Here is a 25,792-nt window from a genome sequence, read left to right on the forward strand (position 1 = left end):
CGGCATTCTTGTGGCTATTCTTGGTTGATTTGGCGTGGCCGCCATGTTGCTCTTTATGAGCGAGGAGGCGCGGCGCTATTGCGTACGACTAAGTTGGCTTCTAGTAGGCGAGAACCGGCTCTGACTTCACGACCTTTTAGGACTTCGAGCAACATTAACATCGATTGTTTACCAATTTCATATCTTGGCTGCGCAATGGTAGTTAAAGGCGGATCGCAGTATTGAGAGAATTGAATATCATCAAACCCTACGATAGACAGATCTTGTGGCACTCGAAAACCTTGTTTTTTTGCTTGTTGAATCGCACCAATCGCCATGCTGTCGTTATGACAAAAAATGGCTGTGGGCGGCTCAGGCAAAGATAATAATTTGCTGGCGGTTTGCACACCTGATTCAAACGTAAAGTTGCCATGCACTTGATAATTTGGATCCATGGTAATGCCGGCACGTCTTAACGCTTGCTGATAACCTTGGTGACGGAATTGACATAATGTGGCTTCCATTGGCCCCGACATTTGAGCGATACGCTTGTGACCCATTTGAGTTAGGTAATTCACTACATCAAACGCCGCGGTTAAGTTATCAATGTGTACTGTTGGCAATTCTAGCTCTGGGGCGTATTCACACGCCATAACCATCGGCGGTAAATTTTTTTGTTCAGGTTTACTGACATCAAACGGAATATCGGTACCAAGCAATAACATGCCATCGGCTTGCTTAGTAAAAACGAGGTTTACAAAAGTGCTTTCACGTTTGAGTTGTTGACCACTGTCGCCCAGTAAAACAAGATAGTTGTGCTCTGCTGCGGTGTCTTCAATACCACGAATAATTTCAGTAAAGTAAGGATCACAAATGTCAGGGACGATAACAATGATGGTTTTGGATTCATTACGACGTAAATTACGAGCCAATGAGTTGGGGGAGTAACCTGATTCTAAGACCGCATCTTCTACTCGCTTTCGAGTGGAGACCGATACTTTTTCAGGGTTCATCAAGGCCCGCGACACAGTGGCCGTGGATACCCCAGCTAATTGGGCAACTTCCTTCATTGTCGCCATAAAATTTCTCTCCATGTTTCACATTATTGTGCCGAAAAAGGCAAAGTAGGCTTATATGCAAAAAAATTACCACGCTATAAGCAAAATATAGGATTTAGTATCCTATCTGTTAACGACTTCTTACTGTTATGTTGTTATTTTATTCATTAAATTAAGTAGTTAACACCGTTTGCATGACAATTCTTACATAATAATGGTGATATGCATCACATAGAATGGTTTTGTTTTAAGCTTGAGGGGGATCAGCGCAAATCTTGCGGCTCAACATCCACTGACCAGCGGACTTTTTTGGCTAATGGTAGAAGTTGAATGACAGGCTTCGATGAGGCTAGAAGCCTTTGCATAAGAGGCCTTGTTGACACTTGTAACATTAATTGCCAGCGAAATTTACCTGCACGTTTGGCAAGAGGTGCAGGCATAGGGCCGAGCACTAAGCAATGTTCATCATAGAGCGGATTCGCTTCTAATGTGTGGCGAACTTGCCTTAAAAAGGCTTCAACGGTGTCGTTATCATTACCTTCAGCGCGGATCAAGGTGATAAAAGTAAAAGGTGGCAATTGTGCCATTTTTCTTTCGGTTAAAGCCGTTTTAGCAAAATGCTGATAATCCTTATGCAAGAGGGACTGTAGCAAAGCATGTTCGGGGTGATGAGTTTGCAATAACACTTCCCCCGGTTTACTGGCGCGCCCAGCCCGACCAGCTACTTGAATGAACAGTTGTGCTAGTCGCTCTGAAGCTCGGAAGTCACTGCTGTATAATGATCCATCAACATCTAATAACCCCACTAAAGTCACATTTGGGAAGTGGTGCCCTTTAGCGAGCATTTGTGTTCCAATCAAAATTTGATATTCACCGTTGCGAATAGCATCCAAAGCGTTTTCTAAGCTGCCTTTACGACGAGTGCTATCGCGATCAATTCGGATGGTTTTGTATTCAGGAAAGAGCAATTCAAGTTGTTTTTCAAGTTGCTCGGTACCGACACCCACAGAAACAAGCTGCGTGGAGCCACAGCCTTGGCATTGGTGGATAACCGACTTTTGTGATCCGCAGTGGTGGCAACGAATTTCTTGGCTACCTTGATGGAAGGTATAGTAGGCATCGCAGCGTTTACATTCCGCAATCCACCCACATTCATGGCACATTAATGCAGGTGAAAAGCCACGTCGATTTAAAAACAACATCACTTGATTGCCTGCGGTTAAATGACGACGCATTTGCGCAATGAGTGGTGCGGACAATCCGCCCTCTAAATACAAGCCTTTAATATCAAGTACGTGATGAGTTGCGGCTTGTGCATTACCTGCGCGTTTACTTAAATTTAAATAATGATACTTGCCTGTTTGGGCATTATGTAGCGTTTCAAGTGCAGGGGTTGCCGAACCTAACACGACTGGAATGTTTTCTTTATGTCCCCTCATTACCGCCACATCTCTGGCGTGATAGCGCAACGTGTCTTGTTGCTTGTAAGAGGCATCGTGTTCTTCATCCACGATAATGATCCCCAGATCGGCAAAAGGGGTGAAAAGGGCGGAGCGAGTACCAATCACAATACCGGCGTTTTTGTCACGAGCCGATAACCAAGCGTTAAGGCGCTCGGTATCATTAAGAGCAGAGTGCATGACTTCGACCGGCACATTAAAACGACGCTTAAAACGATTAATAGTTTGCGGTGTTAAACCAATTTCAGGGACGAGCACCAAGGCTTGCTTTCCTTTATCTAAAACTGGTTTGATTAAGTTTAGATAAACTTCAGTTTTGCCTGAACCGGTAACACCATCAATTAAATAACAACCAAACCCTTGGTGGTTATTGATGGTGGCAACCGCAATGGCTTGCTCTTCATTGAGTTGCGGTTTGAGATGGCTATTTTCTAGTTCTGTTGGCCATTGAGCTTTTTTAGGCTGGGTGTGCTTTGCTTCAATCCACCCTTTCTCTTGCAGTGTTTTTAACGTGCTACTGCTGATGTCTTCCTCAATCATCGCTTGGTGAGAGAGTGAGCCATTTTCAAGCATGCGTACCACTTTGGCTTGTAAATGCGCGCGACCAAATCCTGAAGCTAACTGATTTTTGCCCGCTTCGGTAATATGCCATTGCTTTAAACTGGCAAAATCGGCAGGTTTGCCTTTTTTAAGTAAAGACGGCAGAGCCATGGCTAACGTATCTCCTAAAGGAAATTGATAGAATTGGCTGCACCATTGTAACAGTTGATATAAAGGTTGAGGCCAAACCGGCTGAGTGTCTAAACATGATTTAAGCGGTTTGAGCTGCTCGATGGGGAAATCTGAGGTATGAACTAGCCCAACCACGATACCGGTTAAGGTTTGGCGGCCAAAAGGAACCGATACGCGTCCGCCAATCACAGGAAAAAGATAGTTGGGAACTAAATAGTCAAAGCACTTATCTAATGGAATAGGTAAGGCAACTTGCGCGATAGTGGGTTGCATAGGGCGAGGAAGGTTCCTTGTCGTGCATGAAAAGTGAATCGAAGCCTATGATAAAGCAGTCGTTACTGATATAAAACTTAAATATTGTTGGAAAATAGACCAAATGTGTTGATCGATTGCGGCGGATTCATTACTATACTGCGCCTCGAACGATGCAGATTTCTGTATCATTATTAAAAACTACGTATGGTGTCTGGCCACTTTTTATCTTCTTGTAGAAGTATAAAGAGGAAGAACTAGATAGCGATACGGACCAATATAAGGTTTGTCCTATGAAAACTGGTATCCACCCAGAATACAAAGCAGTAGCAGCAACTTGTTCTTGCGGTAACGCATTTGAGTTCAACACTACTCTAGCTAAAGAATCAATTCACCTAGACGTATGTGACAAATGTCACCCATTCTACACTGGTAAGCAACGTATCGTAGATACAGGCGGCCGTGTTGATCGCTTCAACAAGCGTTTTGGTGCTCTTAGCAGCAAAAAATAATCTTCCTCTAAAAAATTATATTTTAGCGTTAGACAGAATTATAAAGGGATGCCATGGGCATCCCTTTTTTATTGTCTTAAAATTACTTTTCTTGACTAGGAAGTTAGTAAACGATCTATTAAGATTCATTTATCCCTACCGATACTCCAGGAATACCTAATTATGTCAGATGAGCAGCAAAAAAATGATTTTCGCCAACAAGCTCTGGATTACCACGCCGTACCAACGGCAGGTAAAATTGCTATCGCTTTAACCAAACCTGCAGATACAGCAGAAGACCTAGCATTAGCTTATAGCCCGGGTGTGGCTGAACCTGTTCGCGAAATCGCGCTGAATCCTGATAATGCCTACAAGTACACTGGTAAAGGCAACATGGTTGCGGTGATTTCAAATGGTACGGCTATTTTGGGTTTAGGTAACTTAGGTCCATTAGCATCAAAACCAGTTATGGAAGGTAAAGCATTACTGTTTAAACGCTTCGCTGACTTAGATTCGATTGATATTCAAGTGAAACACCGCACGATTGATGAATTCGTAGATACAGTGGCTAACATTGCCGATACCTTTGGTGGCATTAACTTAGAAGATATCAAAGCACCAGACTGTTTTGAAATTGAACGCCAATTGATTGAGCGTTGTGATGTGCCTGTTTTCCACGACGATCAGCACGGTACTGCAATTGTTACTGCGGCAGGCATGTTGAATGCTATTGAGCTGCAAGGTAAGAAATTATCAGAATGTAAAATTGTTTGTTTAGGCGCGGGCGCAGCAGCCGTCGCATGTATGGAATTGTTGATTAAATGTGGCGCATTGCGTGAAAAGATTTACATGCTGGATCGCAAAGGGGTGATTCACACTCGTCGTGATGATTTGAATGAATACAAGCAATTGTTCGCCAACAACACTGACATGCGCACATTGGAAGATGTGATTGAAGATGCAGATTTATTCTTAGGTGTTTCGGGGCCAAACCTTTTACCACCAGAAGCGTTAGCATTAATGGCAGAAAAGCCGGTGGTTTTTGCATGTTCAAATCCAGATCCTGAAATTCAGCCTGAATTGGCGCATAAAGTCCGTAATGATTTGATCATGGGGACAGGCCGCAGCGATTATCCAAACCAAGTCAATAACGTCATTTGTTTCCCGTTTATTTTCCGTGGTGCATTGGATGTGCGTGCAAGCGAGATCAACACTGAAATGAAACTGGCCGCGGTGGAAGCAATTCGCCAATTAGCGAAAGAAGAAGTGCCTGCTGAAGTATTAAAAGCTGCGGGTGTGGATAGCTTATCATTTGGCTGTGATTACATTATTCCAAAGCCGATGGATCCTCGCTTGCTACCACGTGTTGCCGGCGCCGTTGCGCGCGCAGCAATGGAATCGGGTGTGGCACGTATTGAGTTGCCAGAAAAGTATAAGTAAAAATGATGAGGGAACGAGTCCCTGGTTACTTGTAATTAAGAAAAGCAAAAGCCCGATCGTGTTATTCGATCGGGCTTTTCTATTTGTTATTTTTGTTTTTTCTATTCGCTTTTTTCTAGGGACAGGTCATTGGTGCCTAGGAGCGTCTTTTAATCATCAAATGCTTCAAACTCAATGCCCATTTCCGTCATCAGTTTTTTCACTTCTGTTGGAATGTCGTCAGGGCGATCTTTTCGCAAATCTTCATCGGTTGGTAATGGTTGGCCAGTATAAGCATGCAAGAATGCTTCACATAACAACTCACTGTTGGTGGCGTGGCGTAAATTATTAACTTGGCGACGAGTTCGCTCATCCGTCAATATTTTCAGTACCTTGAGAGGAATTGAAACCGTGATTTTTTTAACTTGTTCGTTTTTCTTTCCATGCTCTGCATATGGGCTAATGTATTCACCATTCCAATCTGCCATCACGCACCTTCGTTGTTTGTTATTTATATTAGTGGCTGAAAGTCGATTTTAGCGGCATGCACCGCCATAAGTAAAGACGTTTAGATGGCTAGCGCTCTTGACGTCTTACGTTTCGAGAGATAAAGTATCGGAAAACTTCGATACTCGCTAAAAAAGCGGTAAGATTGTCGTTCGTATTCTCGTATTAATGATTAGTGATTGCTGTGTTTCGATCTCTGCAAAGAAAGAGCTTCAGCAAATGGAAAGGAATAAGCCGATGAGTTCTAGAAAGCCTGCTACTGTTGCGGTTCGCACTGGTATTGAATCTGATACCCAATATCACGCGGTTGTCCCACCGATTTATCTTTCGACCAATTATGGTTTTCCTGCTTTTGGTGAAGTCCCTCAGTACGATTACACACGTTCAGGCAACCCTAACCGTGGCTTATTAGAGCAAGCATTATCTGAATTAGAATCTGGCGCAGGAGCGGTGATCACCAACTGTGGCACTTCCGCATTAAATTTATGGATCTCTGCTTTCCTTGGTCCTGATGATTTAATCATCGCACCTCATGACTGTTATGGCGGAACCTATCGCTTATTTAATACTCGCGCGCAAAAAGGTGATTTTAAGGTCCAATTTGTTGATCAATCAAACCAAGCTGAATTTGATGCCGCGATTGCTAAAAATCCTAAACTGATTTTATTAGAAACACCGTCTAACCCACTAGTTCGTGTGGTGGATATCGCCAAAGCTTGTCAAAAAGCACAAGAAGTCGGTGCGCTGGTTGCCGTCGATAATACTTTTTTGACACCAGTGTACCAAAAGCCATTATTGCTTGGCGCAGATTTTGTTATCCACTCAACCACTAAGTACATCAATGGCCATTCGGACGTGATTGGTGGGGTTATCATTGCTAAAGATGAAACGCATGTCGAAACATTATCGTGGTGGGGTAACTGCATTGGTGCGACCGGTACGCCGTTTGATAGCTACATGACTTTACGTGGATTAAGAACGTTAGCCGTGCGTATGAAAATGCATGAAGAAAGCGCACAAGCGTTACTTGCTTACCTGCAAACAGAAAAATTAGTGGGAACCATTTACCACCCAAGCCTGCCGACTCATCCAGGCCATGACATCGCAAAAGCGCAGCAAAGTGGCTTTGGTTCAATGTTGAGCTTTGAAATTAACGGCAGTATGGAACAATTGAAGGCTTTTGTTGGTCAACTAGAATTATTCTCCCTCGCAGAGTCATTAGGTGGGGTAGAGAGCTTGATTTGTCATCCTTCGTCGATGACACACCGAGCCATGTCAGATGAAGCGCAACAAGAAGCAGGGATCTCACCTTTACTTCTTCGTGTTTCAGTTGGATTAGAAGATAGTCAGGATTTAGTTGCTGATTTAGAGCAAGCCTTCAAAAAAGCACAAGAGGTAGCGTAAATGACATCCGCTCGTCAGTTACACAAATTTGGTGGTAGCAGTTTGGCAGATCCAGAATGCTACAAACGAGTCGCCAATATTTTACAAGAACATTCCAACGGCAGTGATTTAATTGTGGTGTCGGCGGCAGGCAGTACAACTAACCGTTTAATTGACTGGTTAGCAGCGCTGGAAAAAGACGGCCGTATTGCCCATGAAATATTACAACAGTTACGCCAATTTCAGCTGGGGTTGGTTGAAGAACTTCTTCCAGAAGAGAAAGCCTCTCCATTACTGGAACAGTTGAATCAAGAGTTTTTAGCTTTAAGCGATTTAACCGGCCCAATTACTAATGTCATTTATGCGGACGTACTTGGTCATGGTGAGGTATGGTCATCACGCTTATTAGCGGCTTTCTTATCTCACTTAGATATGGAAGCAACTCAAGTGGATTCTCGTGATTTCTTGCGAGCGGAGCGCGGTGCACAGCCGGAAGTTGAACGTGCACGCTCATTACCATTATTGAAAGAAATTCTTGCTCAGCATGGTAAGCGTCGTTTAGTGATTACTGGCTTCATGGCACGCAATCATGCCGGTGAAACGGTATTGCTTGGCCGTAATGGTTCCGATTATTCAGCAACCGTTATTGGCGCTTTATCTGAATCGACTCGAGTCACGATTTGGAGTGATGTGGCTGGAGTTTACAGCGCGGACCCGCGTAAAGTCAGCGATGCTTGTCTTTTGCCTTTATTGCGCTTAGATGAGGCCAGTGAATTGGCACGTCTTGCGGCCCCTGTATTGCATAGCCGCACCTTACAACCTGTGGCACAAAGTGCCATGGATTTAAGTTTACGCTGTAGTTACCAACCTGATTCTGGCTCAACGCGGATTGAACGAGTATTAGCATCAGGTCGTGGTGCAAAAATCATAACCTCGTTAGATGAAATTTTGATGGTGCAGATCCATTTTGGTGCCGGGCATGATTTTACTCGCCTAAAAGATGAAGTGATTCGTTCACTTACCCGAGCTCAACTGCAACCTTTAGCCATGCAATCTCAACCTGACCAAGGCTGTGTTTCACTGGCTTATACCGTTGAAATTGCCACCAGTGCCTTATCTTATTTGCAAGATACCGCGGTTGGCGCTGAAATTAAGCTTAAAGAAGGCTATTCAATGGTAGCGGCCGTAGGCGCTGGGGTGACAATCAACCCAAATCATTGTTATGGCTTTTATCAACAATTAAAAAATGCCCCTGTTGAGTTTATTTCTGAATCGGATTCAGGATTAAGCTTAGTGGCGGTATTACGTAAAACCGATGTAGCTAAGCTAGTGACAGACATTCACTCTCAGTTGTTCCAAGCACAAAAAAGAGTTGCGATTGCCTTATGTGGTAAAGGCAATATTGGCTCAAGCTGGTTATCGTTATTTGCCGAACAAAAAGTTGAATTAGAAAAACGTCGTGGCATGAGCTTTGATCTAGTCGCGGTGGTCGATAGCCAAACGTATTGGTTAGACTTAAAAGGCATTGATCCTAAGCAAGCATTAGTGAGTTTTAACGATGAAGCTATCGCCAACGATGGGCAAGAATGGCTCAATATTTTAGCGCATCAATCTGATTACGATGAAGTGGTGGTAATGGATGTGACTGCGAGCGCTGTTCTGGCGGCTCAATACGAGCAAATTGCTGAACATGGCATGCATTTAATTTGCGCGAATAAAGTGGCAGGTTCAGCATCAAGCGACGATTATCAAAGGGTCGTCAGTGCATTTGAAAAAACAGGCCGTCATTGGTTATATAACGCCACGGTAGGCGCAGGTTTACCGGTGAATTATGCTATTCGTGATTTGCGTAATAGTGGTGATGAAATTACCGCAGTATCCGGTATTTTCTCTGGCACGCTTTCGTGGTTGTTCCAGCAATTTGATGGCTCTATCCCATTTACCGACTTAGTCGACTTGGCTTGGCAGCAAGGCCTAACGGAACCGGATCCACGCTCCGACTTAGACGGTTCAGATGTAATGAGAAAGCTGGTTATTGTTGCGCGTGAGTCTGGCGTTGATATTGAACCTGAAAGCGTGAAAGTTGAGTCATTGGTTCCAGATGCGTTAAAAAATCTATCAACCGATGATTTCTTTGAGCAAGGAAAAATTCTCAATGAATTGCTTTCAGAGCGTTTAGCGAAGGCGCAAAAGCAAGGCAAAGTACTGCGTTATATTGCACGCTTAAACCGTAACGGTGAAGCGACAGTAGGAGTAGAGGCGCTTTCACCAGAGCATGCGTTAGCCAATTTACTGCCTTGTGACAATATCTTTGCGATTGAAAGTAAATGGTATAAAGACAACCCATTGGTTATTCGTGGGCCGGGGGCTGGGCGCGCAGTCACCGCAGGGGCATTACAGTCCGATTTAAATCGATTATCTAACTTGCTGTAAAAATTAGTAAAATCGTGATATTAATAAATACCGTTTCAATGATGAGGCGGTATTTTTTTATTTGAAATATCCTCACTATCAACATGAAAAAAATTCATGTTTAGATCGTTGACTTCGCATTCCATTCAAGACATTATTTGGACATATAGACGTCTAAATGAGTTTTCATCTTAGATGAGTGAATTTTTTGGGTAGAACCCGTTTGTGAAAAGGATCGTTTTCACATTAAGTCGTTAAAGTGGTGATACCACAGGGAGCAGAACATGAGTTATTCACACGCAGGTCATATTGACGCACTAAACCATAACGTTGCCGATTTGGCCGGTAAAATTAATGTTTCTTTCGAATTTTTCCCGCCAAGCAGTGAGAAAATGGAAGAAACGCTGTGGAGCTCAATTCATCGCCTTAAAACCCTTCAACCCAAGTTTGTTTCCGTCACTTACGGTGCTAACTCTGGCGAACGTGATCGCACACACTCTATTATTAAAGAAATTAAAGATCAAACCGGCTTGATTGCGGCTCCCCACTTAACCTGTATTGACGCATCTCGTGATGAGCTTAAAGACATCGCAAAAGATTATTGGAACAATGGTATTCGCGATATTGTCGCTCTACGTGGTGATCTACCACCAGGTGGTGGCAAGCCAGATATGTATGCATCAGATTTAGTTGAATTATTGAAAGGTGTGGCGGATTTTGATATCTCAGTTGCAGCTTACCCAGAAGTACACCCAGAAGCAAAAAATGCTCAAGCGGATTTAATTAATTTAAAACGCAAAGTGGATGCGGGTGCTAACCGTGCTATTACTCAGTTTTTCTTTGACGTGGAAAGCTATCTTCGTTTCCGTGACCGCTGTGTAAATGCAGGTATTGATGTAGAGATCATTCCAGGCATTCTTCCTGTTTCAAACTACAAGCAAGCTAAACGCTTTGCTGACATGACCAATGTTCGTATTCCAAGCTGGATGGCGAAACAATATGAAGGCTTGGATGAAGACCCAGTGACACGTCAAATGGTAGGGGCAAGCCAAGCGATTGATATGGTCAGAACATTAAGCCGTGAAGGCGTAAAAGATTTTCACTTCTACACTCTTAACCGTTCTGAAATGACGTATGCGCTTTGCCATACCTTAGGCGTGCGTCCACGTTAATCATCACGCAGAATGATAGTAATAATAAAGGCTTACTTTTATGGGTAAGCCTTTTTTATTGTGAGCTATTGCGAGGGATGAAGCGTTTAAATTAATGAATCTGTCAGAGTTAGCTGTTCTTTCACTTCTGTTGCCCATTCAACCCACATTTTCCTTTCTAAAATATTGCGCCTCAAAATCAATCGCTCCAATCGTGCCTGTATATTGAGCTTGTCAGGGTAGGCATAACATTGTTTTTCAATTAATTGAAATTGCTGGATCATGGTTTCAGCTTGAGGGATGAGATCATTAATTTGCTCAATCATCAGTGCTGTCGATTGCACCGTACATGCCATTAATTTCGCTGAGAATTCATCGCGAGTGGCCGTGTAAGGTGTCGGTTGTTCAAACCAAGTGAGGAGGGCTTTTCGACCGAGATCGGTAATAGTGTAGATTTTTTTATCGGGCTTGCCTTCTTGTATGATCAGTTCACTCGTTACCCATTCTAATTGCGACATTTTATTTAATTCGCGGTATACCTGTTGATGGCTAGCTTTCCAAAAATGCCCAATATTTTGCGAAAAGGCTTTGGTAATATCATAGCCAGTCGCTTCATGGCGACTAAGAATAGTTAAAATAACGTGCGGTAACGACATAGGTTCTTCCAGTTAAACAATGAGGGCTATCGAGACGATAACCATGAGTAACATAACGTAAAAGAAGAAGATTATGTACTGATGACAATATCAATTTTATAAAAAGAAGACTTAACGCATACCTTTATAGGGCAATTCGTCGGCAAGGTGAATGGTTGGTTTCGATGTATTCAGCAGGCAAATAAAAAGCCGCGCAAATGGCGGCTTTAAATAAAGGTTAATGTCGTTTGAGATTAACCAGTGTTACGCATACCTGCTGCGATACCAGCAATCGTTAACATCAATGCTTCTTCTAGCTCAGGAGAAGGATTGTCTGTTTGACGAGTACGGTATAAAAGCTCGGCTTGAAGCATGTTCAATGGCTCAACGTAGATGTTACGTAAGCGAATCGACTCTAAGCCCCAAGGGTCACTTTGCATTAAGTTCTCGTTATTCTCTACATTCAGAACGGTGACGATATCTTTTTGCAATTGTGAACGTAGGCGATCACCTAGCGGCCATAGTGATTCATCTGTCAAGCGTTGATCATAGTAGCGAGAAATGTCGATATTACATTTAGAGTAAACCATTTCCAGCATGCCTAAGCGCGTTGAGAAGAATGGCCATTCACGGCACATTTCTTCTAGCAGCGCTTGGTGACCTTTATCCACCGAATATTGAATCGCTTCACCGGCACCTAACCATGCTGGTAGTACCAAGCGGTTTTGGCTCCAAGAGAAAATCCAAGGGATCGCACGTAAGCTTTCTACACCACCATTTGGGTTACGTTTCGATGGACGAGAACCCAGTGGTAATTTACCTAATTCTAACTCTGGCGTTGCCGCGCGGAAATAAGGCACAAAATCAGGCTCACCACGAACTACTTTACGATAAGCCTCACAAGACACTTCAGATAGCACGTGCATTAAGTCGCGCCATTCTTTCTTCGGTTCTGGTGGTGGAAGTAAGTTAGCTTCTAAAATGGCGCTGGCGTACAAGTTAAAACTGTTGACCGCAACATCAGGCAAGCCGAGTTTAAAACGGATCATTTCACCTTGCTCAGTGACACGTAGGCCGCCTTTTAAGCTGCGTGGTGGCTGAGAAAGCAATGCTGCATGTGCTGGCGCACCACCGCGACCTACAGTACCGCCACGGCCGTGGAATAGCGTTAACTCAATACCTTCTGCATCAGATACTTTAACTAGTTTATCCATAGCGTCGTATTGCGCCCAACCTGCGGCCATTACGCCCGCATCTTTGGCTGAGTCAGAGTAACCAATCATCACCATTTGATGATTATTGATAAAGTCACGGTACCATTCGAGTGAGAACAGCTGCTTCATCACCGCTTCAGAGTTATTCAAATCATCCAGTGTTTCGAATAATGGACAAACATCCATGCGGAACTTGCAACCGGATTCTTGCAGAATTAGATGGACCGCTAATACGTCGGAGGCGGTACGCGCCATAGAAATAACGTAAGCGCCAAATGCTTCGCGAGGGTGCTGTGCCATCACACGGCAAGTGTCTAACACTTCTTGCACTTCAGGCGATGGCTGCCAGTTACGAGGAAGCAGTGGGCGTTTTGAACTTAATTCTTTAATTAAGAACTCAATTTTTTCTTCTTCTGTCCATTGGTCATATTCACCAATTTCAAGGAAGCGAGTCATTTCAGTGATCACGTCTGAATGGCGAGTGCTTTCTTGGCGAATATCTAAGCGTACTAAGTGAATGCCGAACGCTTTAACACGGCGTAATGTGTCCAGTAGTGAGCCTTCAGCAATGATGCTCATGCCACATTCACGCAGTGATTGGTAACACGCCAATAGCGGATCCCACAATTGCTCAACACGCTCTAGAATTGGGAAATTAGGCACTTCTTCATTGTTAATCTTGGCTTCTAATACAGTACAAGTATTTGACAGTAATGTACGTAAGCGCTTTAAAATGGCGCGATACGGTTCGTGTTGATCACCTGAAAGGTCACGAACGGTGTCGTTACACGCGGTCATCGAAAGTTCAGATATCAACTCTTGAATATCGGCTAAGTATAAATCAGCCGCTTTCCAGCGAGATAATAGTAGCGCTTCATTCGTGATTGGATGAGTTACATTCGGGTTGCCATCGCGGTCGCCCCCCATCCAAGATGAGAAATGCACTGGGCGAGCATCAATCGGTAGGCCTTCACCAATGTGACCTTTTAGGCGGTCGTCAAATTCACGTAAGAATTCAGGCACAGCAGCCCACAATGAGTTTTCAACTACGGCAAAGCCCCATTTAGCTTCATCAAGTGGGGTTGGGCGTTGCTGACGAATTACATCCGAGTGCCAAGACTGGGCAATTAAACCTTCAAGGCGACGCTCTGTTTTAAGGCGCTCACGAGAAGATAAATCGCTGTGCTCAAGTTGAGATAAGCACTTATTAATTTTAACCAGTTTGTTGATCATGGTACGACGCGCAATTTCGGTTGGGTGCGCTGTTAGTACCAATTCAATATTGAGCTCTTTGATGGCTTGAGCGGTGTCTTCTTTGCTGATATTGCTTTGAGACAGTTTGCTGAACAAGCTATTGATAGCATCGGGTTCACACACGTGTTCTTCACAATGACGTGAGATGGTGTGATATTGCTCGGCAATATTGGTCAAGTTAAGGAACTGACTAAATGCGTGAGCCACCGGAGTGAGCTGCTCATTTGGGAGATTCTTGATTTCTTCGATTAAGCCTTCACGGTCTTCCTGATTCCCTGCGCGAGCAGATTTGGAAAGCTTACGAATGGTTTCGACTTTCTCAAGAATAGCATCGCCATGTGCTTCTTGAATGGTTGAGCCGAGTAATTCACCGAGCATGCGAACATTGCTCTTTAAAGCGGCGTATTTTTCATTCATCGTCGTTTCACCTTGTAATTTTATTACTTCCATTTAATTTTTTAACACCACAATCTAGCTAAAATATTTGCTCTGAGTCAAATTTTTGAGCGATTAAGATGAAATAATACCAATATTATTGATATGCATCCGTAATCGAACACTTCATCCTTGCAGCGTGAAACTGTGTTTATTTATACCATGCTTTGCCACATCAATCCGTCTTTATCATGATTGATGCGGCATAATTCATTGTTTCAAAATTAACCAAAACAGTATTGGCGCATGGATTTAGACAGAATATTAATCGTTGGGTCGATAAACTCAAACGCTAAAAATTCATCGGGCTGGTGGGCTTGATCAATGGAGCCAGGCCCGAGCACCAAGGTTGGGCATATTTCTTGTAAAAACGGTGCTTCGGTGCAGTAGTTGACGGTTTCCGATGGCGTTTCACAAAGTTTTTCCATACCAGCAATGAAAGGGTGATCGTGCTGACATTCGTAACCAGGAATGGCCTCGTGTAACGGTTGAATATCTATGCGGCCTGGCCATTTGGCTTGCACTTCTTTTAACGCTGAACGCAGCATGTTATCTAAACCATCAAGGCTAATGCCGGGCAATGGACGAACATCATAATGCAGTTCACAGCAACCACAGATACGGTTAGCACTGTCGCCACCATGAATATGCCCAAGGTTTAACGTTGGCGTTGGGATATCAAAACCCGGGTGGTGGTATTCTTTGATCAGTTGATTACGCAGTTGCATTAAGGCAAATAACACTTCATGCATAATCTCAATTGCGTTCACGCCAAGCGCTGGATTAGAAGAGTGACCGGATTGACCGGTGACACGAACTGCGTTCGCTACATGGCCTTTATGACCTCGAATCGGTTTTAAGCTGGTTGGTTCACCAATGATGCAGTAATCGGGTTTATATGGTGCATCGTCGGCTAAGCAAGATTCGGTAAAGTGACGTGCGCCCAGCATGGTGGTTTCTTCATCACAAGTGGCCAAAATATATAAAGGCTTGGTTTGTTGTGACCAATCGATTTTTTTAACTGCTTCGATGATGAAAGCAAAGAAGCCTTTCATGTCGGCAGTGCCTAAACCATAAAAGCGGTTATTGGCTTCGGTGAGTTCATGGGGATTGAAATTCCAGCGTCCTTCATCAAAAGGGACGGTATCGGAGTGGCCAGATAACAGTAAGCCACCATCGCCTTGCCCTTTCTTAGCAATTAAATTGTGCTTTCCAGGTGCTACTTCTACTACTTCAACGGAGAAGCCGAGATCTTTAAACCATTGCGCGAGTTTGGCGATGACATTCACGTTTCCTTCATCCCATTTAGGGTCGGTGGAGCTAATAGAAGAAGTCGATATCAGGCCACGATAGACCTCTAAAAAATTTGGGGTTGTCATAAGGGCTCCACTTTTTTGGGTTGAAGGGTAATCAAATGCATCGTACATCGTTTTTCATGATAATGTCTTTGATGCGCTTTCTATTGACAATAACGCAATAAAGCGATAAAACACATATTAAATCATTATTTGTGAATAAAAAATCAAATAATGATAAAAATTGAGAGTGTGTAGTCAAAGTAAGATAGCAGAAAAACCTCAATTAACACATGAACAAACGGCTCAAACAAACGGATAGGTGGGTATGTTAAAAACAGTAATTATTGGAGCAAGTGGTTATACCGGTGCAGAATTAGCCTTAATGGTTGAAAAACATCCGGAGCTCACCTTATCAGGGCTATATGTCTCCGAAAACAGCGTTGATGCAGGTAAGCCTATCTCTCAGCTGCATGGCAAATTACTGGGCTTGGTTGATCAGCCAGTACAGGCGTTAGTCTCTCCAGAGCAGGTTGCACAAGATTGTGATGTGGTTTTTCTTGCCACTGCGCATGAAGTGAGCCACGACTTAGCGCCAACATTTTTAGAAAATGGTTGTGTGGTGTTAGATCTTTCTGGTGCTTATCGCGTCCAAGCGGAAGGTTTCTATCCTCAATATTATGGCTTTGAGCACACTAACTCTCAATGGCTTGATCAAGCGATCTATGGCTTGGCTGAGTGGAATGAAGAGCAAATCGCCCAAGCGCAATTGATTGCCGTTCCTGGGTGCTATCCAACCGCTTCTCAATTAGCCATCAAACCATTAGTTGAATCAAACCTTCTCGACTTAAACCAATGGCCGGTCATTAATGCCACCAGTGGTGTGACCGGTGCGGGTCGTAAAGCCACCATGACCAACAGCTTTTGTGAAGTTAGCTTGCAGCCTTATGGGGTGTTTGCGCATCGTCATCAACCTGAAATTGCGAGCCATTTAGGCTGTGATGTGATTTTCACGCCTCATCTGGGTAATTTCAAACGTGGCATTTTAGCCACCATTACGATGAAGCTGGCCGATGGCGTTAATGAACAACAAATTGAAAAGGCGTTTGGTGAGGCTTATCAAGGTAAACCTGCTGTGCGCGTATTAGAGACAATCCCTCGTCTACAAAATGTTGAAAATACACCGTTTTGCGACATCGGTTGGAAAGTTCAAGGTCAGCATATCATTGTGGTCTCAGCTATTGATAATCTACTCAAAGGCGCATCCAGCCAAGCGATGCAATGTTTGAATATTCGTTACGGTTTCCCAATCTTAACGTCGCTAGTATAAGGGTAGGTGGATGACTCAGAATTCAATAAAGCCATTGGTGATCAAATTAGGTGGCGCGGTATTATCGGATTTAGATACCTTGGCATTGTTGTTTAAAACCATTGCGGATTATCAACAACAAGCTTCGAGAGAAATCGTGATTGTTCATGGCGGCGGTTACTTAGTCGATGAGTTAATGGACAAGCTGCAACTGGAAACGGTAAAGAAAAATGGCCTGCGTGTGACGCCGTTTGAACATATTAATTATATCACTGGCGCCTTGGCAGGCACTGCGAATAAACTGCTACAAGGTCAAGCGATTAAGCTTGGTTTAAATGCCGTGGGTCTGAGCTTAGCAGATGGCGGTTTATGTAAAATTACTCAGTTATCTGACGATCTCGGCGCAGTCGGTGATGCGAAAGCGGGCGATGGCGTGGTATTAAGTGCCATTTTAAAAACGGGCGCTCTGCCAATCATTAGCTCGATTGGCATTACCGCTCAAGGCCAGTTAATGAATGTTAACGCCGACCAAGCAGCCGTCGCAGTGGCAACGGCCATTGATGCCGAGTTGGCGCTGTTATCTGATGTCAGCGGTGTACTTGATGCGAATAAGCAATTAATCCCGGCACTTGATCAAGCGCAAGCGGATCGCTTAATTGAACAACAAGTGATCACCGATGGCATGATCGTTAAAGTACAGGCGGCACTCGATGCAGCAAAAGAGCTGGGTCGTGCGATTGAAGTGGCTGGCTGGAAAAGCCCAGAAAAATTAGCAGAATTGTTTGCAGGTAACAGTATAGGAACTCGCTTTTTACCTTAATCCGGTTTCATAAATTGGGATTACAGGCAATAAGCACAATAAATTACCCATGGAATAGGGCATAAAATACTAGCTATTTCAGGGACGAAAATTACACACTTTTGGAGAAGTAACATGGCTAAATTAAGCGTCGATAAAGCAAGCATCAACAAAGTCGTTGTGGCGTATTCTGGTGGATTAGATACTTCAGTGATCATTCCATGGCTTAAAGAAAATTACGATTGTGAAGTTGTGGCGTTTGTGGCCGATGTTGGTCAAGGTGAAGAAGAATTAGTCGGCATTGAAGAAAAAGCCATCGCTTCTGGTGCTTCTGAATGTTACATCGCAGACCTTAAAGAAGAAATGGTCGCAGATTACATCTACCCAACGTTAAAAACTGGCGCGCTTTATGAAGGCAAATACCTTCTAGGTACTTCAATGGCTCGTCCTATCATTGCGAAAGCGCAAGTTGAAGTAGCACGCAAAGTGGGCGCAGATGCGTTATGTCATGGTTGTACTGGTAAAGGAAATGACCAAGTTCGTTTTGAAGGCGCTTTTGCTGCGTTAGCCCCAGACCTACATGTGATTGCGCCTTGGCGTGAGTGGGATCTTGTGAGCCGTGAAGAGTGTCTAGATTACCTAGCTGAGCGTAATATCCCATGTACCGCGTCACTGACAAAAATCTACTCTCGTGATGCAAACGCATGGCACATCTCAACCGAAGGTGGCGTGCTAGAAAATACTTGGAATGCACCGAATGATGATTGCTGGGCATGGACAGTGGATCCAGAGCAAGCACCAAATGAAGCAGAATACGTTTCTGTAAAAGTAGAAAAAGGCGCAGTGGTTGCGGTTGATGGTAAAGAATTATCGCCATACCAAACGCTAGTCTACTTGAACGAAAAAGGCATCAAACACGGTGTAGGTCGTATTGATATCGTTGAAAACCGTTTGGTGGGCATGAAGTCTCGTGGTTGTTATGAAACTCCAGGGGGCACCATCATGATGGAAGCACTGCGCGCCGTTGAACAACTGGTGCTAGATAAGGCTTCATTTGAATTCCGTGAAGAATTAGGCGTGAAAGCTTCGCACCTTGTGTACGATGGCCGTTGGTTCACTCCACTGTGTAAATCTCTGCTTGCCGCAACAGAAGAGTTAGCACAAGATGTTAACGGTGAAGTGGTGATTAAACTGTACAAAGGACAAGCAACCGTCACACAAAAACGTTCTGACAACAGCTTGTACTCTGAAGAGTTTGCTACCTTCGGTGATGATACGGTGTACGATCAAAGCCACGCAGGCGGCTTCATCCGTCTTTACTCGCTAGCAAGCCGTATTCGTGCGTTGAACGAAGCGAAGAAAAAGTAAAAGAAACACCAGCATCGTCATTCTGGAAACGAGGAATGGGTTATCCGGAATGACGAGTTGTATATTATAAAATGAATGTGGTCTTGATGATTTCAAGCGCCACATCGGTAATTTACTAGGGATCAGAACCTAGTTACCTAATTGAGCAATGGACTAAGCAGGAGATCCACAATGGCATTATGGGGCGGAAGATTTACCCAAGCAGCAGACACTCGGTTTAAGCAGTTTAATGATTCACTGCGCTTTGACTACCGATTGGCTGAGCAAGATATTGTGGGGTCGATCGCTTGGTCCAAATCTTTGTTGTCGGTTGGTGTTCTCACCGAGGAAGAACAACAGAAACTCGAATTAGCGTTAAACGAATTAAAACTGGCTGTGATGGAAGATCCGGAGCAAATTTTGCAATCGGATGCGGAAGATATTCACAGCTGGGTTGAAACACAACTGATCAGCCGTGTCGGTGATTTAGGTAAAAAACTGCATACAGGCCGTTCTCGTAACGACCAAGTGGCGACCGACTTGAAATTATGGTGTCGCCAGCAAGGTCATCAATTATTGATGGCGCTTGATCGTCTTCAATCTCAAATGGTATCCGTGGCGCGCGAGCATCAAGGCACAGTATTGCCAGGTTATACCCATTTGCAACGTGCTCAACCGGTGACCTTTGCGCACTGGTGCTTGGCTTACGTTGAAATGTTAGAGCGTGATTACTCTCGTCTGTCCGATGCGATTAAACGTCTTGATACTTGTCCACTCGGTTCAGGAGCGTTAGCGGGTACCGCTTACCCAATGGATCGTGAGCAATTAGCGCATAATTTAGGATTTCAACGTGCAACACGTAACAGCTTAGATTCGGTGTCCGATCGCGATCATGTGATGGAACTGATGTCGATTGCTTCTATTTCAATGTTGCATCTTTCTCGCCTTGCAGAAGATATGATTTTCTACAACTCAGGGGAATCTGGCTTTATTGAATTAGCCGATACCGTGACGTCTGGTTCTTCATTAATGCCTCAAAAGAAAAACCCAGATGCACTTGAATTAATCCGTGGTAAGACGGGCCGTGTTTATGGTTCACTTGCCGCCATGATGATGACAGTGAAAGCGTTGCCTCTTGCTTACAACAAAGATATGCAAGAAGACAAAGAAGGCTTGTTTGATGCGTTAGACACTTGGAACGACTGCATGGAAATGGCAGCGTTATGTTTTGATGGCATTAAAGTCAATGGTGAACGCACCCTAGAAGCCGCAAAACAAGGTTATGCAAACTCAACAGAATTGGCTGATTACCTCGTCGCTAAAGGGATACCTTTCCGTGAAGCGCACCATATTGTTGGTGTGGCAGTGGTCGGTGCGATTGCTAAATCTTGCGCATTAGAAGAATTATCACTTGAAGAATTGAAAGCATTTTCACCGGTGATTGAATCCGATGTTTATGCCATTTTAACCATTGAATCGTGTTTAGAAAAACGTTCAGCATTAGGTGGCGTGTCACCAAAACAAGTGAACTACGCGGTCAACCAAGCACAGAAACGTTTGGATGAGCGTGATAATTCAGGGGTGACGGTTCGCTCCGCTCGTTTAACCGATATTGATTCGTTAGAAGGCATGGTGGCTTACTGGGCAAGCTTAGGTGAAAACCTACCACGCAGCCGCAACGAATTGATCCGTGATATTGGCTCGTTTGCGGTATCCGAGCATCATGGTGAAGTCACGGGTTGTGCGTCGTTGTATGTGTATGATTCAGGTCTGGCGGAAATTCGTTCACTCGGTATTGAAGCCGGTTGGCAAGGCCAAGGTCAAGGCGCTGCGATCATTAAGCACTTAGTCGATAAAGCACGCCAAATGGCGATCAACAAAGTCTTCGTATTAACGCGTGTACCTGAATTCTTTATGAAGCAAGATTTCATACCGACCTCGAAAACCTTATTGCCAGAGAAAGTGCTAAAAGATTGCGACCAGTGTCCTCGTCAACACGCATGTGATGAAGTGGCGTTAGAAATTAACTTGAATGAGCAAGTGATCATGAAGGTGAACGTTGCCTAAATGATGGCGATGAGCATTAATTGAAATAAATTTAAAAGCTTGACGTATAATCAACCCAAACAGAGATATTTGTTTGGGTTTTTTATTCTTACTCTCCCTTAATGTCATTTATTATTGAGACATCAAGTTCATCAAAGGTAACGTTTTGACTGCAAATTTATTTTTTTCCGGTGTACCCATACCCGATTTGATTTTTGGTGCTTCAGTATATTTCCCACCTATGTTCAAAGCCTTTTTGCTCGGCAGTGTTCTGTGGTTGGTGATCCATTATTTGGTTCGTGATTGGATGTATTCGGGGGAGGTGTGGCACCCGACGTTGATGGATCTTTCTTTGTTCGTACTTTGTGTTTTTTCAGCTTTGTTGTTAATTGTAGGTCTGTTATGAAAATGAAGAATATAAAATATTTCTCAACCTTATTCGTGGTTGTGTTGGCGTTTCTAGCAGGCTGGTGGATGTGGAATTATTACATGCAATCGCCGTGGACTCGGGACGGTAAAGTGCGCGCAGAAGTTGTGGACGTTGCCGCTTTAGTTTCCGGACAAGTGATAGAAGTGCATTTGGTGGATAATCAAGCAGTGAAAAAAGGTGACTTATTGTTCACGATTGATCCTAAACCTTTTCAAATTGAAGTGGATAAAGAAACCGCTGCGGTAGCAACCGCCAAAGCCAATTCAGACAAAGCTAAGAATGAATATGATCGCCGCCGTAATATGCAACGTAGTACCATTTCAAAAGAAGAGTTGGATGAGTCTGAGATGGAATTTAAAGCGATGCAAGCTCAACACGCCGCAGCACAAGCCGGATTAGAAAAAGCGAAATGGAGATTGCAACAAACCAAAATTTACGCACCAGTCGATGGCTACATCACTAAAATGAAAGCAAGAGCGGGGCGATATGCACTGGTTGGTATTCCCATGGTTGGCGTTTTAGATAGTGATTCATTTTATGTCCAAGGCTATTTTGAAGAGACAAAATTAAAGCATATTCAACAAGGCAGTAAAGCCGAAGTGGTGTTGTATTCCTCTCAGCAAAAATTAACTGGCGAAGTTCAAAGTATTGGTCGAGCCATTACAGACCTCAACGAAATGTCTGATCCAGAACTAGTGTCGAATGTGAAACCCAATGTGCCGTGGGTTCGATTAGCGCAACGCGTACCGGTAAAAATAAAACTGCATAATGTTCCAAAAGGTATCCGTTTAATTGCAGGCACCACCTGTAGCATTTCGATTCAACAATAATGCCTATGTTGAGTTGGTTAGATTGGCGTAATACACCTTGGGGGAAGGCCACCGGAGTGCAATGGCGCTATGCTATTCGTAATGCTTGTGCATTAATTCTAGCGTTATATATTGCATTCGTACTGCAAATGAGTGAGCCCTATTGGGCGATGACATCGGCAGCTGTAGTGAGCTTTCCGACTTTTGGCGGTGTGATCAGTAAAAGTTTAGGGCGGATTGTCGGTAGTTTATTCGGGGCATTTGCTGCGCTTTTAATCGTAGGGCTAACTTTGAATGAGCCTTGGTTATTTATTATTACCATGTCAGCTTGGATGGGGGTGTGCACTTATATTGCCAATCATTATCAAAATAATGTGTCTTACGCTTTTTTATTAGCAGGCTATACCGCTGCCATTATTGCTTATAGCGCGGTGAACTCGACCGACAGCGAGGTTATTTTTGAAATTGCACAAGCGCGTGTCGGTGAGGTGATCATCGGTATTTTGTGTAGTGGTTTTATGATGATGGTTTTGCCAAGTACCTCTGATGGTACGGCTTTGTTGTCGAGTTTAAGAGGGATGCAGACCAGCTTAACCGATCATTTTGAACGATTATTACAACCACAAGCATGGCATTCTGATGTTGCCAATAAAGATCTCAAAGATCCGATCCGTGAATCGCATGAGCAAGTGATCAGTCAGATCCTATCGATGAATTTATTACGAATTCAAGCTTATTGGAGTCATCATCAACTTCGTAGCCAAGATCAATATTTGAATCATCTTCTGCATCAGCAAATGCGCATGACAACACAAATATCCAGTCTACGACGCATGTTAGTCAATTGGAATACGCCTCCAGAAGGCTTATCAGAAAGACTTGAAGATATTTTGCATGCGCTAAAAAGCCCGACAAGCACTCAATACAATATTGCTAAAATTCTAGCGACGTTCAAACCGAGTCAACGAGATGATTTCCGCTACCATGCGTTTTGGCAGAGGTTACAACAATTCTGCTGGATATATTTACGTGCAGAACAAACGCTGCAAGGATTAGAATCAACAGACCCTTCTCGGCAACGTGCGTTAGGCGTGGTGCCTAAAACGGCTCGGGTTAAAACCCATACCGACAGTTATGAAGCGGCATATAACGGGTTAAGAACCTTCGTTTGTTTATTCCTATGCAGCGCATTTTGGATTCAAACTCAATGGGATGAAGGTGGAATTGCGGTGACGTTAGCTGCGGTGAGCTTAATGTTAAACGCATCTACCCCATCACCAGTAAGCAATGTTTTGATTATGCTAAGAGCCTTGGTGATGCTGTTTGTGGCTTGTTTTGTCGTAAAATTTGGCATCTTGGTGCAAATTAATAGTTTTGAAGTGTTTGCTGTGTTGCTGTTTGTGGTGTTGCTTACCATGAATTTATTGAGAGTCCAATCGGTACGCAATCCAGTATTATGGGCATATTTAATCGTATTTATGGGCTCATTATTGGCGGTCACTAACCCGCCTGAATACGACTATCAAGGCTTTGTGAATGGCGGTATTGCTCAGATTGTCGGTTTGTTGTTTTCAGCCATAGCATTTCAAATATTAAAACCCAGCTCGGACAGACGGCGAAATTTACGGCTTGCTCGCAGTCTAAAAGAAGATTTTATTGATCAATTGAGTGAGAGGCCGCCATTAAAATCTTCGCAGTTTGAATCTTTGGTTTATCATCGAATGAACCAGATCAGCCAAAGTAAAGATATTGACAGTAAATTAGAGCTATTACGTTTAGGTGTCGTCATTTTAAATTGCCATCATATTGTGTGGCAGTTGCGAGAAAGAGTGGAAATATCTGAACGAGAAAAACAGGCAAGGCAGTTGATAAGAACGGTCTTTATCGAGGCATTTTTTTCAATATCGATAAAACAAACATGGTTGATGAATCATGAATGGCAACATCAATATTGCTATTCTGCTGAAAAAATTAAGCAAGCATTACAATGCTTGTTATGGATTAGCGATGCCTTTTCAACATCGGAGCACCTTAATGAGAGGGAGTTTTCTGGTATTGTTTGGCGTTTGTATTGTTCACTGAAACAAATTGAACAAGATATATTTGATCAAATAAGTGAAGAAGTGGTGGAACTTAATCCGCAATCGACCGTCTGATAAGTTATAGCTGCTTTTTCTTAATTTGATCCTTATTGGATAATATAAGATAACCCCGAATCTTTATTGGATTCGGGGTTTTTGTTTATACCCCGCTTAACGTCAAGCGACAGTTGTCTTATCTAAGCTCACTCACCCTAATTACATATTAATATTGTTAATAAGGATATTTATATTTGCTTACACAGAGTGTATCTCATCTTAATGCAGACGTTGTGTAGGGTTATTCTGAGTATTCAAAGATATGAGAAATTTATTTTTGATAGACATTATTGTTCAGTGTTATTGTATTGATAGTCGTTATCAATGGAGCAGTTTTGTGAATATTCGTGATTTTGAATATCTTGTTGCTTTGGCCGAACATAAACACTTTCGTAAAGCAGCGGAAGCGTGTTTTGTTAGCCAGCCAACCTTGAGTGGGCAAATTCGTAAATTAGAAGATGAATTAGGCACCTCTTTGCTTGAGCGCAGCAGTCGCCGAGTGTTGTTTACCGATTCAGGTTTACTGCTGGTGGCACAAGCAAAACGCATTTTAAGTGAAGTGAAAACGTTCACTGAAATGGCGAGTTTGCAAGGAAAGGATATGAGTGGGCCGCTGCATATTGGTTTTATTCCAACGGTAGGACCTTACCTTTTGCCTATGATCGTGCAACCCTTGAAGAAAGCTTTTCCTGATCTTGAATTGTTTTTACATGAAGCGCAAACTCGCCAATTAGTGCGCCAGCTTGAAGAAGGCCGTCTTGATTGCATTATTTTGGCTTCAGTGTCTGAAACGGAACCTTTTATTGAATTAAATTTATTTGATGAGCCACTTGTTTTAGCGGTTCCACAATCGCATGAGTGGGCTGAACTTGAACAAATTGATATGGATAAACTCGATGGTAAAACCGTCTTATCTTTAGGAGATGGGCATTGCCTACGAGATCAGGCGCTTGGTTTTTGCTTTTCAGCTGGGGCGCGTGATGATGAAAGATTTAAAGCGACCAGTTTAGAAACATTGCGCAATATGGTCGCGGCAGATGGCGGTATCACATTGTTACCGCAATTGTCGGTTCCTACTGAGAAGATGAAAGATGGGGTGAGCTATATTAAAGCCGTAAACCCAACACCAAGTCGACAAATCGTCTTGACCTATAGACCGGGGTCGCCACTTAAAAAACGATTCGAACAGCTCACTAAATTTATTGGTGAAACCGTAGTGCTATAACTCTGCTTATAC

At 43.4% G+C, this 25,792-nt stretch carries 19 protein-coding genes; 13 read left to right on the forward strand and 6 right to left on the reverse strand.

Going from position 1 to position 25,792, the window contains the following annotated elements:
• Nucleotides 1-53: 53 nt before the first annotated feature.
• Both cytR and priA read right to left on the reverse strand, forming a co-directional pair.
• On the reverse strand, nucleotides 54-1,058 hold the full coding sequence (gene cytR / locus A1QC_RS00795) for a DNA-binding transcriptional regulator CytR (RefSeq protein WP_017025367.1): 1,005 nt from the start codon (nucleotides 1,056-1,058) through the stop codon (nucleotides 54-56).
• Nucleotides 1,059-1,300: 242 nt separating this feature from the next.
• On the reverse strand, nucleotides 1,301-3,502 hold the full coding sequence (gene priA, locus A1QC_RS00800) for a primosomal protein N' (protein ID WP_017025368.1): 2,202 nt from the start codon (nucleotides 3,500-3,502) through the stop codon (nucleotides 1,301-1,303).
• 272 nt (nucleotides 3,503-3,774) lie between these two features.
• On the opposite strand from priA, the gene rpmE reads away from it, so the two are divergent.
• The gene (rpmE, locus tag A1QC_RS00805; protein ID WP_017025369.1) at nucleotides 3,775-3,993 is read left to right on the forward strand and encodes a 50S ribosomal protein L31; all 219 of its coding nucleotides are present in this window, start codon (nucleotides 3,775-3,777) and stop codon (nucleotides 3,991-3,993) included.
• A gap of 162 nt (nucleotides 3,994-4,155) precedes the next feature.
• A complete protein-coding gene (locus A1QC_RS00810; RefSeq protein WP_017025370.1) occupies nucleotides 4,156-5,412 on the forward strand; it encodes a malic enzyme-like NAD(P)-binding protein in 1,257 nt (418 codons plus the stop codon).
• A 149-nt stretch (nucleotides 5,413-5,561) separates the two neighbouring features.
• Here the strand turns inward: A1QC_RS00810 and metJ are convergent, their stop codons facing one another.
• Entirely contained in the window at nucleotides 5,562-5,879 is a 318-nt protein-coding gene (gene metJ, locus A1QC_RS00815; protein WP_017025371.1) for a met regulon transcriptional regulator MetJ, read from the reverse strand.
• Between the two features lie 256 nt (nucleotides 5,880-6,135).
• On the opposite strand from metJ, the gene A1QC_RS00820 reads away from it, so the two are divergent.
• The 3 genes from A1QC_RS00820 to metF all read left to right on the forward strand — a co-directional run bounded on the left by A1QC_RS00820 (nucleotide 6,136) and on the right by metF (nucleotide 10,865).
• Nucleotides 6,136-7,302 (forward strand): O-succinylhomoserine (thiol)-lyase, encoded by a 1,167-nt coding sequence (locus A1QC_RS00820; RefSeq protein WP_017025372.1) that lies wholly within the window; start codon nucleotides 6,136-6,138, stop codon nucleotides 7,300-7,302.
• Nucleotides 7,303-9,714 (forward strand): bifunctional aspartate kinase/homoserine dehydrogenase II, encoded by a 2,412-nt coding sequence (locus tag A1QC_RS00825; RefSeq protein ID WP_017025373.1) that lies wholly within the window; start codon nucleotides 7,303-7,305, stop codon nucleotides 9,712-9,714. It begins immediately after the preceding gene.
• A gap of 263 nt (nucleotides 9,715-9,977) precedes the next feature.
• On the forward strand, nucleotides 9,978-10,865 hold the full coding sequence (gene metF, locus A1QC_RS00830; protein WP_017025374.1) for a methylenetetrahydrofolate reductase: 888 nt from the start codon (nucleotides 9,978-9,980) through the stop codon (nucleotides 10,863-10,865).
• Nucleotides 10,866-10,951: 86 nt separating this feature from the next.
• On the opposite strand, the gene A1QC_RS00835 is transcribed toward metF, so the two are convergent.
• The 3 genes from A1QC_RS00835 to argE form a co-directional block, all read right to left on the reverse strand.
• A complete protein-coding gene (locus tag A1QC_RS00835) occupies nucleotides 10,952-11,500 on the reverse strand; it encodes a PadR family transcriptional regulator (protein WP_017025375.1) in 549 nt (182 codons plus the stop codon).
• A 233-nt stretch (nucleotides 11,501-11,733) separates the two neighbouring features.
• Entirely contained in the window at nucleotides 11,734-14,364 is a 2,631-nt protein-coding gene (gene ppc / locus A1QC_RS00840; RefSeq protein WP_017025376.1) for a phosphoenolpyruvate carboxylase, read from the reverse strand.
• Between the two features lie 242 nt (nucleotides 14,365-14,606).
• On the reverse strand, nucleotides 14,607-15,761 hold the full coding sequence (gene argE / locus A1QC_RS00845; protein WP_026025854.1) for an acetylornithine deacetylase: 1,155 nt from the start codon (nucleotides 15,759-15,761) through the stop codon (nucleotides 14,607-14,609).
• 244 nt (nucleotides 15,762-16,005) lie between these two features.
• On the opposite strand from argE, the gene argC reads away from it, so the two are divergent.
• The 8 genes from argC (at nucleotide 16,006) to oxyR (ending at nucleotide 25,780) form a co-directional block, all read left to right on the forward strand.
• Complete coding sequence (gene argC, locus A1QC_RS00850; RefSeq protein ID WP_017025378.1) at nucleotides 16,006-17,007, forward strand: N-acetyl-gamma-glutamyl-phosphate reductase; 1,002 nt, start codon at nucleotides 16,006-16,008, stop codon at nucleotides 17,005-17,007.
• Between the two features lie 10 nt (nucleotides 17,008-17,017).
• Nucleotides 17,018-17,806: an acetylglutamate kinase gene (argB, locus tag A1QC_RS00855; RefSeq protein ID WP_017025379.1), complete on the forward strand. Its 789-nt coding sequence runs from the start codon at nucleotides 17,018-17,020 to the stop codon at nucleotides 17,804-17,806.
• A gap of 114 nt (nucleotides 17,807-17,920) precedes the next feature.
• A complete protein-coding gene (locus tag A1QC_RS00860) occupies nucleotides 17,921-19,153 on the forward strand; it encodes an argininosuccinate synthase (RefSeq protein ID WP_017025380.1) in 1,233 nt (410 codons plus the stop codon).
• Between the two features lie 171 nt (nucleotides 19,154-19,324).
• The gene (gene argH, locus A1QC_RS00865; RefSeq protein WP_017025381.1) at nucleotides 19,325-21,199 is read left to right on the forward strand and encodes an argininosuccinate lyase; all 1,875 of its coding nucleotides are present in this window, start codon (nucleotides 19,325-19,327) and stop codon (nucleotides 21,197-21,199) included.
• Between the two features lie 145 nt (nucleotides 21,200-21,344).
• Nucleotides 21,345-21,584: a DUF1656 domain-containing protein gene (locus A1QC_RS00870; protein ID WP_017025382.1), complete on the forward strand. Its 240-nt coding sequence runs from the start codon at nucleotides 21,345-21,347 to the stop codon at nucleotides 21,582-21,584.
• Nucleotides 21,581-22,438 carry an efflux RND transporter periplasmic adaptor subunit gene (locus A1QC_RS00875; RefSeq protein ID WP_017025383.1) on the forward strand — a complete coding sequence of 286 codons (858 nt, stop codon included), beginning with the start codon at nucleotides 21,581-21,583 and terminating at the stop codon, nucleotides 22,436-22,438. The genes A1QC_RS00870 and A1QC_RS00875 overlap by 4 nt, the downstream gene beginning before the upstream one ends.
• Nucleotides 22,439-22,443: 5 nt before the next feature.
• Nucleotides 22,444-24,573, forward strand: a complete 2,130-nt coding sequence (locus A1QC_RS00880) for an FUSC family protein (RefSeq protein WP_050990327.1) — start codon at nucleotides 22,444-22,446, stop codon at nucleotides 24,571-24,573.
• Nucleotides 24,574-24,892: 319 nt separating this feature from the next.
• Entirely contained in the window at nucleotides 24,893-25,780 is an 888-nt protein-coding gene (gene oxyR / locus A1QC_RS00885; RefSeq protein WP_017025385.1) for a DNA-binding transcriptional regulator OxyR, read from the forward strand.
• Nucleotides 25,781-25,792: the final 12 nt, after the last annotated feature.

Origin of the sequence: Vibrio rumoiensis 1S-45, assembly GCF_000286955.2 — a bacterium.
In the GTDB taxonomy this organism is placed as follows: Bacteria; Pseudomonadota; Gammaproteobacteria; order Enterobacterales; family Vibrionaceae; genus Vibrio; species Vibrio rumoiensis_A.